This window comes from Georgenia alba (genome assembly GCF_042665525.1).
Classification (GTDB): domain Bacteria; phylum Actinomycetota; class Actinomycetes; order Actinomycetales; family Actinomycetaceae; genus Allobogoriella; species Allobogoriella alba.
Genome location: NZ_JBHTCQ010000004.1, coordinates 263,142 through 275,531 on the forward strand (window position 1 = coordinate 263,142; position 12,390 = coordinate 275,531).

The following is a 12,390-nucleotide window of genomic DNA, read 5'->3' on the forward strand; positions in this document are numbered from 1 at the left end:
ACCGCGTCAGCCCTCCGGGTCCAGCAGACCGACCGAGCCGTAGTCGATGTAGCCCGTGCGGGCCGGGTGGGCGAACGCCCCGCCGATGTTCTCGCCGACCATCTGCAGCGGCGTCTCGCGGACCAGGGGCACCACCGGCGCGAGCTCCATGATCTCGCGGTTCAGCTCGGCGTACTCGGCGTTCTGCTGGTCGAGGTCGGTGATCTGGGCGATCTCGTCGAAGCGGGCGTTGATGTGCTCGTCGTCCAGCTGGGCGATGTTCGTGTTGCCGGTCTCGGTGATCCGGTCGCCGTCGAACAGCGGCCCGAGCAGCGGTGCGCCGGAGTACCAGCCGCCCGAGCACCAGCCGGTGATGGCGAGGTCGTTCTGCTGGCTGGTGGTGGCGATCGCCTCGTAGTACGTGGCGGCGTCGATGACGTTGAGCCGGACGTTGATGCCGACCTGGGCGAGGGACTGCTGGACCGCCTCGGCCTGCGCCTGCCACTTCGGGATGGCCCGGACGTCCATGGTCAGGTCGAAGCCGTTCGGGTGTCCGGCGTCGGCGAGCATCTGCCGCGCGCGCTGCGGGTCTCCCGCGTCGTCCGGGGTCTCGTAGAGGTTGAACTCCTCGCGGCCAGGGACGCTCGGCAGCAGCATGTCGTGCGCGGTGGTCGCGAGGAGCGGGCCGCCCGTGGCGTTGACGACGCTGGTCTTGTCGACCGCGTAGTTGATGGCCTGACGCACCTGCGGGTCGTTCAGCGGCTCGACCGTGGTGTTCATCGCCATGTACATGGTGCAGGTCGGCAGGTCCTGGATGGTGCGCTCCATCAGGCGCGGATCCTGCTGGACGCGCGAGAGGGTCGCCGCGAGGAGCGGGTTCGTGCTGGAGGCCAGCGCGTTGGCATCCTCGCCCTGCCCGGAGAGCATGCGCTGGTCGATCGTGTTCTGGTCGAGGCCGAGGAGGAACTCGAACCCGTCCGGCCGGGCGGGTCGGACCTCGTCCGTCTCACGGTCCCACTCCTCGTTGCGCACCAGGGTCAGCGCCTCGCCGCGCTCGTAGCTCTCCACCCGGTACGGCCCGGAGGCGATGGGCTCCTCCTGGATCTGCTGCGGGCTGGTCACCTGGTCGGCGGGGAACGGCACGCCGGGCGGGGTGGCGAGCACGTAGGGGAAGGCGGCGAGCGGCTGGTTGAGGTGGAACTCGATGGTCCGCTCGTCCACGACGCGGATCGAGTCCAGCCCTTCCGGCGCCTCGAAGACGCCCGGGTAGTCCAGGGCGCCCTCGATGTAGGTCTGCAGGTAGTCCGAGCCGATGGCGAGGGACGGGTCGAAGGCGCGCTCGATGCCGAACTTCACGTCCTCGGCGGTGATCGGGCTGCCGTCCTGGAAGGTGACGCCCTCCTTGAGGGTGAAGGTCCACACCGTCGCGTCGTCGTTGGAGGTGCCCAGGTCGGTGGCCAGGTCGGGCACGAGCTCCGGCTGCTCGCTCCCCGGCTCGTACCGGTAGGTGGTGAGGTTCCGGTAGATGAGCTGGTAGAGGTTGTTGACGTTGCCGTCGTTGCCCATGGCGGGGTCGAGGTGGGAGAAGTCGACGCCGCCGAGCACGGTGACGACGCCCCCCTCCTGGGGGTCACCGGTGTACGACGCGAAGCCGTTCTCGTCGGTCTCCACGGCGCCGCCGTCAGGGCCGCCCGCGCCTCCCCCGCCGCCGGAGCAGGCGGCGAGCACCAAGGCGGTCGAGGCGGCGAAGACCGCGGCGAGTCGTCGCTGACTGGTCATGGTGTGGTCCTCATCTCGGGAGGGCGGGTCACGTCACCGTGGACGATGTGACATAGCACTGGGTGGGACAGTAGCGGGAGTCGGATGTCTGGAGAGTTACCCCCGGTTACGGGCGTGTGACGTGTCGCAGTCTCCAACCCTAGCGACGCCGTGAAGGGTGCGGCGTCGGCGTCACACGTCACGCCGCGCGCGGCGCCGGACCCGTGAGACCACGCTGCCGGCGAGCACGACGACGAGGACCACGTACAGCACCGCGGTGATCGGGCCGGCCACGAGCACGCCCGCGTCCCCGTTCGAGCTGAGCAGGGCCTCGCGGAGGCTCTGCTCGGCCAGCGGACCCAGGACCATCCCGATGAGCAGCGGCGCGAGCGGCACGCCGTGGCGGCGCATCGCGAAGCCGAGCAGGCCGAGGCCGAGCAGCAGGAAGAGGTCGAAGACCGACGCCGAGGTGGCGTACACGCCCAGCGCGCAGAAGACCGCGATGCCGGCGTAGAGGTAGGGGCGTGGGACCAGCAGCAGCTTGGCCCACAACGGCGCGAACGGCAGGTTGAGGATCAGCAGGACCACCATCGCGATGAAGAAGCTCGCGAGCAGCGCCCAGACCAGGTCCGGCGCCCGGTCGAACAGGAGGGGGCCGGGCTGGAGCCCGTACTGCTGGAACGCGGCGAGCATGATCGCCGCCGTGGCCGAGACGGGCAGGCCGAGCGCCAGCAGCGCCCCCATCGACGTCCCGGTGGTCGCGTTGCCCGCCGCCTCCGGTGCCGCGAGGCCGCGGATGGCCCCGGTGCCGAACTGCGGTTCGTCGCGACGGCGGTCCAGGCGCCGTTCGACGTCGTAGGCGATGAAGGTCGGCACGTCCGCCCCGCCGACGGGCACCACGCCGAACGGGAGGCCGATCGCCGTGCCTCGCGCCCACGCGGGCGCCGCCTCGCGCAGCTCCGTTCGGCTCAGCCACGGGCGTCCGGTCGTCTCGATGTCGGTGAGTGCTCGTTCGCGCCGGATCCGGGAGGCGATGTGGAACACCTCGCCGAGGGCGAGCAGCGCGACGGTGACCGTGACGAGGGAGATGCCGTCGAACAGCTGGGGCACGCCCAGGCTGAACCGCTCGGTACCCGTGATCGGGTCGATCCCGACGGCCGCGATGCCCAGCCCCAGCACGAGGGCGGCCAGTCCCTTGAGCGCCGAGTCGGACACCACCGAGGAGGTGGCGACGAAGGCGAACAGGGCCAGGGCGAAGAACTCGGCGGGGCCGAAGTTCGCGGAGAAGTCCGCGAGGGCCGGGGCCAGGAAGACCACGACCACGGAGGAGACGACGCCACCGATGAAGGCGCCGATGGCGGCGGTGGCCAGGGCCTGCGGCGCCCGGCCGGCCTTCGCCATGCGATGGCCCTCGAACGTCGAGGCGATCGCCGAGACCTGCCCGGGTGTGTTGAGCAGGATCCCGGTGGTCGAGTCGCCGAAGAGCCCGCCGAAGTACACGCCGGAGAAGACGATGAAGGCCGCCGTCGGGTCCAGGGCGAACGTCATCGGCAGCAGCAGCGCCACGGCCATCGACGAGCCGAGCCCGGGCAGCACCCCGACAGCCGTGCCCAGCAGGCAGCCGACGACCACCCACAGGAGGTTGATCGGCGTCAGCGCGTGGCCGAAGCCCTCGGCCAGGCTGGTGAGGGCCTCCATCACAGACCTCCCAGGACGCCGGACGGCAGGCTCAGACCGAGGACGACGCCGAAGGCCAGGTAGACCAGCGAGGAGACGAGGAGCGCGAGGGTGACGTCGAAGAGCCCGCGCCGGCTGCCGACGCCCCTGGCGACGCACCAGAACAGCAGCGCAGCCGCGAGCACCCAGCCGAGGACGGTCAGCAGCGCGGCGAACGCGGCGAACCCACCGGCGCACCATCCCAGCGCCCGCCAGTCGCTGTACGTCCGGTGCGCCCCGGTCTGCACCGGCTCGGGTCGGCGCACCTGCTCGACGAGCAGCAGCGCCGCGACGACGTACCCCGCCACCAGGACGATCGTGGGGTAGAACGCGGGGCCGAGCAGATCAGGGTTCTCGGTGACGCGCATGGTGACCACGCCGTGCAGGAGGTAGGTCGAGAAGACCGCCAGGACGAGCGCGAGCACGAGCCCGGAGCGGCCGGACCACCAGCGGGCGCTCACAGGCCCAGCTCCTCGAGCAGCCGCCGGGTCTGCTCCAGGTCCTCGGCCAGGAACGCGTCGAGCTCCGCACCCTCGAGGTACGCCGGCTCCCACCGGTTGCGCGCCATGGCGTCCTCCCACTCCGGGCTGCGGACAAGCTCCCGGACGAGCCGCAGGATGGCCTCTTCCTCCTCGGCCGAGATGCCCGGCGGCGCGAGGAACCCGCGCCAGTTCGTCAGGTCGGTGTCGTAGCCCTGCTCCACGAGCGTGGGGACGTCGACGCCCTCGACCGGCTCGGGGGCGGAGATCCCCAGCGCCCGCACGCGGCCCGCCTCCACCTGGTCGCTGATCTCGTTGTACCCCGTCGCCGCGGCCTCGGCCGCGCCGGAGAGCATGGTCTGGACGGCCTCCCCGCCGCCGGCGGCGGGGATGAAGGAGATCTCGGCCGGGTCGATGCCGGCCTCCAGCGCCAGGTCGGCCAGGACGAGGTGGTCGATCGAACCCGCGGAGCCCCCGGTGAGCGGGAAGCCGGCCGGGTCCTCGGCCCAGGCCTCGACCAGGTCGTCGATGGTCTCGTACGGCGAGTCCGCGGGCACCGTGACCACGTCGAAGTCCTCCGCCATCGCGGCGATCGGCACGACGTCGTCGTAGCCGACCGGCGACCTGTTCAGCTCGATGCCGCCGGTCATGGCCGAGCCCGTGGCCAGCAGCGTGGTCGCGTCACCGTCCATGGTGCTGACCCGGCCGAGCCCGATGGTGCCGCCCGCGCCCGGGATGTTGACGACCTGGGCGTTGTTGACCATGCCGCCGGTCCGCATGGCCTGCTGCGCCTCCCGGGTGAAGGAGTCCCAGCCGCCGCCGGCCCCGGCCGGCGCGATGAGGGTGAGGTTCGCCCGCACGTCCGTGCCGGCACCGGCCGAACGCACCGAGAACGTCACGGCGAGGCCGACGACCACGAGGACCACGAGCCCGTAGACGACCTTGCCGACCTTCGCCACGTCGGCCCTCCTCGTCACGTCGTCGGAACTGGCGGGCACGCCGGGTGCCTGGGGACCCGCGTCACCGTAGTCTGTGGGCCCCGGGCGCCACAATCACCACGAAGGAGTGACCGTGACCGTTCTCGTCGGCTACGCGGAGACCCCGGAGGGCGCGGCCGCCCTCGCCTTCGGCCTCGAGGAGGCCCGACGGCGCTCCACCGGCGTGGCCGTCCTGGTGATGTCGGGGGCCGACCCCGAGGTGGCGGCGGACGACGTCCCGGTCGAGGTCCGCAGACCGGACCGCAACGAGCCCGACGCCGCGGGCTGGCTGCTGGATCTGGCCGCGGAGATCTCCGCCGAGCTCATCGTGATCGGGCTGCGCCGAAGGTCCCCGGTGGGCAAGCTGCTGCTCGGCAGCCAGGCCCAGCAGATCCTGCTCCAGTCGCGGGTACCCGTGATCGCCGTCAAGCCTCGCCCGGCATGACGAGGGCCCCGACGCCGCAGCGCCGGGGCCCTCGTGGACCGCTGGAGGATCAGGCGTGCGCCGTGGCGGCGGCCGCCTCGGCCTCCTTGCCCGGGTCCGGCTGTCCCTTGGCCGCGTGGTAGGCGGCCTCGATGCGCTCGCCGATCTCGGCGTCGACGTTCTTCCAGTACTGGAAGGCGCGCTGGAGGACGTCGCCGTGGACACCCTCGAGCAGGTGGCCGGAGACCGTCGCGACGAACTCCTCCCGCTCGGCGTCGTCGAAGACCTCACGGACCAGCACACCGGCCTGGTGGAAGTCCGTGTCCTCCTCCGAGCGCACGGTCTGCGCGGCGCGCACGAGGTCGCCGTCCACCTCCCAGCCGTCCTCGGCGGGACCGGTCAGCTCCGAGTACGGCCGGCCCGCGGTGTTGGGCGCGTAGACCGGGGCGTCCCCGCTGTGCTCGTAGGCCATCGGGCCGTCGAACGCGTAGGTGTTCACCCGTGCGGCACGCGGGCGGTTCACCGGCAGCTGCAGGTAGTTCGGACCGATGCGGTGCCGGTGGGTGTCCGGGTAGGAGAAGGTGCGCCCCAGGAGCATCTTGTCCGGGCTGAACCCGATGCCGGGGACCACCGAGGCGGGCGAGAAGGCGGCCTGCTCGATCTCCGCGAAGAAGTTCTCCGGGTTCTTGTTCAGCGTCATCGTGCCGACCTCGATCAGGGGGTAGTCCTGGTGCGAGACGGTCTTGGTGACGTCGAACGGGTTGATCTTGTAGGTCTTGCCCTCCTCGTACGGGATGACCTGGACCTTGAGCGTCCAGCTCGGGTGCTCCCCGCGCTCGATCGCGTCGTACAGGTCGCGGCGGTGGTAGTCCGCGTCCGCGCCGGCGATCGTCGCGGCCTCCTCACCGGACAGACCCTCGACCCCCTGGTCGGAGATGAAGTGGTACTTGACCCAGAACTTCTCCCCCGCCGCGTTGACCCACATGTAGGTGTGGGAGCCGTAGCCGTTCATGTGGCGGTAGGTCTTCGGGATGCCGCGAGATCCCATGAGGTAGGTGACCTGGTGTGCGGACTCGGGGTTGAGCGTCCAGAAGTCCCACTGCATGTGGTTGTCGCGCAGACCCGAGCCGCCGCGCCGCTTCTGCGAGCGGATGAAGTGCGGGAACTTGATCGCGTCCCGGATGAAGAAGATCGGGGTGTTGTTGCCGACGAGGTCGTAGTTGCCCTCTGTGGTGTAGAACTTCACCGCGAAGCCGCGCGGGTCGCGCCAGGTGTCGGGCGAGCCCTGCTCCCCGGCCACGGTGGAGAACCGCAGGAGGAGCTCGGTCTCGGCGCCGGGCTGGAAGAGTGCCGCCTTGGTGTACTGCGAGACGTTCCCGGTCACCTTGAAGGTGCCGAACGCGCCGGCGCCCTTGGCGTGCACGACGCGCTCCGGAACCCGCTCGCGGTCGAAGTGGGCCATCTGCTCCACGAAGTGGACGTCGTGGAGCATGATCGGGCCGTCCGGGCCGGCGGTGAGGCTGTTGCGGTCGCTGGGCGCCGGTGCGCCGCCGACCGTGGTCGATCCCTGCTGCGTCAGGCCGTTGCCGTCCGTCATGCGTTCTCCTTCATGGGTGCGGTTGATGCTGTGGTCGGGTCGTGGGTGGTGCCGGCGCCCGCGGCGAGGCAGGCGCGGCAGGTGCCCCAGTAGATGACCTCGGCGGCCTCGATCACGAAGCCGTGGTCCTCCGAGGGGGACAGGCACGGCGCGTGCCCGACGGCGCACGGGACGTCCTCCACGGCGCCGCACGCGCGGCACACGGCGTGGTGGTGGTTGTCGTCCTCGCGCGCGAGCTCGTACCGGCCCGGTGAGCCGTCGGGTTCGATCCGCCGCAGCAGCCCGGCGCCGGTGAGGGCGTGGAGCACGTCGTAGACCGCCTGGGTAGAGACTGTGCCGAGACGCGCGACGACGCCCGCGCGGATCGTCTCGGCGTCGGCGTGCGGGTGCTCGGCCAGCTCGGCGAGGGCCGCCAGGCGCGGTGCCGTCACCCGCAGGCCGGCCCCGCGGAGCAGGGCGACGTGCTCCTCGCGGCGGGGCGCCTCGGTAACTGACACGACGTCAGCACATCACGTTTTCTGGAACGAGTCCAAATCACGACCATGTCGCGAGACGTCGTCGTACCGGGTTGCGCCGCGGCGTCAGGCGTTCTCCTCCTGGAAGCGCTCGTAGGCGCTGTTCATGAGGTCGAGATACTGGTCGACGCCGTTGCTGTTGAGCCGGTCCACGTAGGCGTCCCACTGGCTCATCGGCTGGCGTCCCAGGATGAACTCGAGCGTGCTGGTGTTCACCGTGTCGGTCAGCGGTGTGCTCAGCAGCGTCGCCTGCTCCTGCTCCGGGGCGGTGAGCGGCGCGGGCGGGTCCTCGGGGACGACCTCGCGCGTCTCGAGCATGGCCTCCTGGTACGCGACCTCGTCCTCCGACAACCGTGAGCGGATGAGGTCCTCGGTGCCGCCGTCGGCGAAGATGTTCAGACCGAACCCGTACTCCACCTCCAGGTCCTGACCCCCGGAGGGGTTGATGCCCATGTACGTGATGTCCTCGCTGAGCGTCCGGTCCCCCGAGGAGTCCTTGGTGTACGTGGTCCCCTCCACGCCCCAGATGAGGAACTCCTTCGTCGCCATGTCGTAGAACAGCCAGTCGACGAACTGCAGCATCGCGACGAAGTTCGGGTTCTCCCGCACGCTCGCAGGGAGCACGAACCCGTGCCAGAGCCGCCCAGCGCCCATCAGCGGACCGGCCGGGCCGGCCGGGGTGGGGATCTTCGCGACGGCGAAGTTGCCCTCGCCGAGGCTGTCGGTCAGCTGCCGCTGGAACGTGGGGACGGTAGCGGCGTCGGTGCTCGTGACGAGCGACCTGCCGGTGGCGAACTTCCGCTGTGCGACCTCGGTCTCCTGCGTGAACGACTCCGGGTCCATCAGGCCGTCCGCCACCAGACCGCGGAAGAAGTCCACGAGCTCCCGGTACTGCGGCGTGGCCGGTCCGTAGATGAAGGACTCGGAGTCCTGGTCGAACATCGCCCCGGAGCCGAGCCCCCACCCCGCACGCGCACCGAAGGTCACCGCGGCGAAGCTCAGCGTGGCGTTGCCCTGGTACATGTCCGAGAACGGGTACGCCACGTCCGGATAGCGCTCCTTCATCGCCTCCAGCGACGCCCTGACGTCGTCCCACGTCTCAGGAACGGGCAGTCCGAGCTCGTCGAGGACGTCCAGCCGGTAGATGAGGCTGAAGCCCGGCTCGGGCACCTCGTACAGACCCGGAAGGACGTAGTACCGGCCGTCCGTCTGGCGCAGCCGGTCGATGTCGGGCTCCAGGTTCCACTCCTGGATCCGGGCGCGGAGGTTCGGCATCAGGTCGATGTAGTCGCTGACCGGGAGGATCGAGTTGGACGGCGCGAAGGGGGTCTCCTCGCCCGGGTAAGTCAGAGGGATGAGCATCGGCGCGTCGCCCGCGTTGAGCAGGAGGCTTCGCTTGTTGACGTAGTCGCTCAGCGGCACGATCGTGCAGTCCAGCGAAACCCGCGTGCGCCGAGCGATCTCCTCCCAGATCATCCAGTCGCGGCGGAACGGTACCTCCGGCCACTCGGGGAAGAGCATGGTGAAGGTCAGGTCCTGGGTCGCCTGGAACTGCTGCCCGGCCTGGAAGTCCGGCATCGCCCCCTCCTCGACGCCGGAGAGGTCACCGGGATCGCCCGGCTCACCCCCGCCATCGCCGCCGGAACAGGCTCCCGTGAGGGCCGCCGCGGCGGACACGGCCAGCGAGGTCCTCAGCATCGTGCGGCGGGACACGGGTGACATGGGCCAGAAGGCCGAGCTCGACCTGCTCATCATTTCCTCCGAAGGTGATTCACGGCGGCGCCACCCTCGGCGCCGGTCCTGGACGGCTCGTGCATGTGGACCCCGCTCACCCCTTGACGGCGCCGAGCATGACGCCGGAGACGAAGTGCTTCTGGATGAACGGGTAGACGAAGAGGATCGGAAGAACGGTCAGGAACATCGTCACCGCCTTGATGTTCGAGGCGATGCTCACCAGACCGGACGCTCCCCCGGCCCCGGTGCCGGTGTTCGCCGCCCCCGCGATGAGGTTGCGCAGGTAGACGGTGATGGGGAACGCCTCCCTGTCGCTCAGGTACAGGAAGGCCGGGAACCAGGAGTTCCAGTGCGCGACCGCGTAGAACAACAACATGGTCGCGACGATCGCCTTGCTCAACGGCAGCACGATGCTCAGCAGCGTGCGGAAATGACCGAGACCGTCGATCATCGCCGCTTCCTCGAGCTCGGTGGGCAGGTTCTCGAAGAACGTCTTCATCACCAGCAGGTTGAACACGTTGATGGCGCCTGGGATCACCACCGACCAGATGGTGTCCTTCATGCCGAGGGTCGAGATCAGGACGTAGTTCGGGATGATGCCGCCGCTGAAGAACATGGTGAAGACGGCGACCCCGATGAAGAACTGGCGGCCCGGGAGGTATCTCCTGGAGACCGCGTAGGCGAACATCGTCGTCAGCGTCAGCGAGATCGCGGTCGCGACCACGGTGTAGACGACGGTGTTCTTGTAGTTGATCCAGAACATGGCGTCCGCCATGACGAACCGGTAGGTCTCGACGTTGAAGCCGCGCGGGACCAGGTTGACCGTCCCCGCGTTGATCGCTGCCTCGCTGGAGAACGACTGCGCCACCACGTTCAGGAACGGATAGAGCGTCACGGCGACGATGGCCAGCAGGTACGTCGTGTTGACCGCGACGAAGACCTTGCGCCCCGCGGAGCTGCGGGCGCCGACGGGGGTCACCACAGGCTCGCTCCGGTGACCCGTCGCGAGATCGCGTTCGCCGAGAGGACGAGCGTCAGACCGATGAGGGCCTCGAACAACCCGATGGCCGTGGCGTAGCTGAAGTTGCTCGACTCCAGACCCACGCGGTACAGGTACGTCGAGATGACGTCGGCCGTCTCGTACGTGAGGGGGTTGTAGAGGAGCAGGACCTTCTCGAAGCCGACCGCCAGGAACGTCCCGATGTTGAGGATCAGCAGCACGATGATCGTCGGGGCGATGCCCGGCAGCGTCACGTGCCACGTCTGCCGCCACCGTCCTGCGCCGTCGATCTGGGCGGCCTCGTAGAGCTGCTCGTCGATCTGCGTCAGCGCCGCGAGGTAGAGGATCGTCCCCCACCCCACGGTCTGCCAGACGTCGGACGTCACGTAGATCGTCCGGAACCAGCCGGCCTCCTGCATGAAGTTGATCCGGTCGGCGCCGAGGCCGGTGAGGATCTGGTTGATCGTGCCGCTGGAGGACGTCAGCTGCATCACCATCCCGGCGACGATCACGACCGAGAGGAAGTGCGGAAGGTATGACGTCGTCTGCACGAAGCGCTTGAACCGCGACGATCGGACCTCGTTCAGCGCAAGAGCCAAGATGATGGGCGCCGGAAAGCTCACCAGCAGCGTCAGGAAGCCCAGGATCGCGGTGTTGCGGAAGACCTTCCAGAACGTCGGGTCGTTGATGAACATCTCGACGTACTGCAGGCCGACCCATTGCTCACCGAACAGGCTCCCGCCGGGTACGAACCGCCGGAAGGCGATCACGTTGCCCGCCATGGGCACGTACCGGAACACGACGAACCACACCAGCGGCACCAGCAGCAGCACGTACAGCTGCCAGTAGTTGCGCAGCGCGCGGCGCCACCCGCTCGTCCTCTTCAGCGGCTCTCGCGGGTCGTCGACCGGGGAGCCGCCGTCTCCCCGGGACGCGGCGACACTCGGGCCGAGCACCGCCGGCGCGTCGTGCGCGGTCACCTTCTCACCTCCTCGTGAGCGGCCGCAGCATCTGCTACTTTAACGATCAAGTGGTGAGCGTACGGTCGGCACACCCAGTGGTCAAGCACGGATGCGGGCGGACCGGTCGAGCCAGGCCGGGCGGCGCACCTCGGCGCATACGATCCCGAGGGGACTCGTCGTGTCGTTCCCGGCGGCGAGACCAGGACTCGGGAGGCATCTGTTGGTCACGATGAACGATGTCGCACGCGCCGTCGGTGTCTCCGCGATGACGGTGTCCAACGTCGTCAACGGCCGTCCCGGCGTCGGCGAGGAGGTCCGGCGCCGCGTCGAGGCGGAGCTCGCCCGCTCCGGCTACCGCATGAACGTCTCGGCGCGGAACCTGCGCGCCGGCCGCAGCGGGGTCATCGGCCTGGCGGTCCCGACGTTGGACAGTGCGTACTTCGGGCACCTGGGCACGTTGGTCACCACGGCCGCAGCGGACCACGGCTACCGGGTCGTCGTCGAGGAGACCGGCGCGGGCGCCGAACGCGAGATGGCCGCCATCGCGCTCTCACGGGCGCTCGACTACGACGGACTGATCCTCAGCGCCGTGAGGCTCGAGGTCCACGAGCTGGGCACCCCGCCGATCGTCCTGCTGGGTGAGCGCGAGCTGCACGCCGACATCGATCACATCACGCTGCCGAACCGCGCCGGCGCCAAGGCGGCGACCGAGCTGATGCTCGCGCGAGGCTGCCGCCGCATCGCCTTCGTCGGGGTCGACCCCGACGAGGCCGACGACACGCTGCGTCCACGGCTCGAGGGGTACGTCGCCGCACTGGACCAGGCCGGGATCGCCGGTGACCCGGAACTGATCGTGCCGAGCCGGCCGCTGACCATGGCGGAGGGGCGGCGCAGCGCAGCCCGTCTCCGGGAGTCCGGCGCGGACGCGGCAGTCGTGGTCACCGACGAGCTGGCGATCGGCGTGCTCCGCGGTCTCGCAGACCACGGCCTGACGGCTCCCGACGACATCCTCCTCGCGGCGTTCGACGACATCCCCCAGGGCAAGTACACGATCCCGTCGATCACCACCGTCGCACCGGACCACGACTGGACCGCACGTCGCGCCGTCGAGCTGCTCGTCGCCCGGGTGGAGGGTGAGAGAAGCCCCGGCCGCCAGGAGGTCGCACCGTTCGAGCTCGTCGAGCGGGAGTCGACACGACCAGGTCCCCTGACGCGGGCGTGAAACCCTCGTCGCGGGCCATCGACCGCA

The 12,390-nt window shown here is 69.8% G+C and carries 11 protein-coding genes; 2 read left to right on the forward strand and 9 right to left on the reverse strand.

Annotated features, from left to right (window positions below):
* Positions 1-6 precede the first annotated feature (6 nt).
* From ACFQQL_RS17195 to ACFQQL_RS17210, 4 genes are all read right to left on the reverse strand, one after another.
* A complete protein-coding gene (locus ACFQQL_RS17195) occupies positions 7-1,758 on the reverse strand; it encodes an ABC transporter substrate-binding protein (RefSeq protein ID WP_382396387.1) in 1,752 nt (583 codons plus the stop codon).
* 171 nt (positions 1,759-1,929) lie between these two features.
* The gene (locus ACFQQL_RS17200) at positions 1,930-3,435 is read right to left on the reverse strand and encodes a tripartite tricarboxylate transporter permease (RefSeq protein WP_382396388.1); all 1,506 of its coding nucleotides are present in this window, start codon (positions 3,433-3,435) and stop codon (positions 1,930-1,932) included.
* Positions 3,435-3,914, reverse strand: a complete 480-nt coding sequence (locus ACFQQL_RS17205; protein ID WP_382396389.1) for a tripartite tricarboxylate transporter TctB family protein — start codon at positions 3,912-3,914, stop codon at positions 3,435-3,437. The genes ACFQQL_RS17200 and ACFQQL_RS17205 overlap by 1 nt, the downstream gene beginning before the upstream one ends.
* Entirely contained in the window at positions 3,911-4,891 is a 981-nt protein-coding gene (locus ACFQQL_RS17210; RefSeq protein ID WP_382396390.1) for a Bug family tripartite tricarboxylate transporter substrate binding protein, read from the reverse strand. Before ACFQQL_RS17210 ends, ACFQQL_RS17205 begins: the two co-directional genes overlap by 4 nt.
* Before the next feature lie 112 nt (positions 4,892-5,003).
* Here ACFQQL_RS17210 and ACFQQL_RS17215 point away from each other — a divergent pair, with 112 nt between their 5' ends.
* On the forward strand, positions 5,004-5,354 hold the full coding sequence (locus tag ACFQQL_RS17215; RefSeq protein WP_382396391.1) for a universal stress protein: 351 nt from the start codon (positions 5,004-5,006) through the stop codon (positions 5,352-5,354).
* Between the two features lie 49 nt (positions 5,355-5,403).
* Here the strand turns inward: ACFQQL_RS17215 and ACFQQL_RS17220 are convergent, their stop codons facing one another.
* The 5 genes from ACFQQL_RS17220 to ACFQQL_RS17240 form a co-directional block, all read right to left on the reverse strand.
* On the reverse strand, positions 5,404-6,930 hold the full coding sequence (locus ACFQQL_RS17220) for a catalase (protein ID WP_382396392.1): 1,527 nt from the start codon (positions 6,928-6,930) through the stop codon (positions 5,404-5,406).
* A complete protein-coding gene (locus tag ACFQQL_RS17225; RefSeq protein WP_382396393.1) occupies positions 6,927-7,427 on the reverse strand; it encodes a Fur family transcriptional regulator in 501 nt (166 codons plus the stop codon). The genes ACFQQL_RS17220 and ACFQQL_RS17225 overlap by 4 nt, the downstream gene beginning before the upstream one ends.
* A gap of 84 nt (positions 7,428-7,511) precedes the next feature.
* Positions 7,512-9,197 carry an ABC transporter substrate-binding protein gene (locus tag ACFQQL_RS17230; protein ID WP_382396394.1) on the reverse strand — a complete coding sequence of 562 codons (1,686 nt, stop codon included), beginning with the start codon at positions 9,195-9,197 and terminating at the stop codon, positions 7,512-7,514.
* Positions 9,198-9,273: 76 nt separating this feature from the next.
* Complete coding sequence (locus ACFQQL_RS17235) at positions 9,274-10,158, reverse strand: carbohydrate ABC transporter permease (protein ID WP_382396395.1); 885 nt, start codon at positions 10,156-10,158, stop codon at positions 9,274-9,276.
* On the reverse strand, positions 10,155-11,066 hold the full coding sequence (locus tag ACFQQL_RS17240) for an ABC transporter permease (protein ID WP_382396495.1): 912 nt from the start codon (positions 11,064-11,066) through the stop codon (positions 10,155-10,157). Before ACFQQL_RS17240 ends, ACFQQL_RS17235 begins: the two co-directional genes overlap by 4 nt.
* Before the next feature lie 304 nt (positions 11,067-11,370).
* Here ACFQQL_RS17240 and ACFQQL_RS17245 point away from each other — a divergent pair, with 304 nt between their 5' ends.
* On the forward strand, positions 11,371-12,363 hold the full coding sequence (locus ACFQQL_RS17245; RefSeq protein WP_382396396.1) for a LacI family DNA-binding transcriptional regulator: 993 nt from the start codon (positions 11,371-11,373) through the stop codon (positions 12,361-12,363).
* The last annotated feature ends 27 nt before the right edge of the window (positions 12,364-12,390 follow it).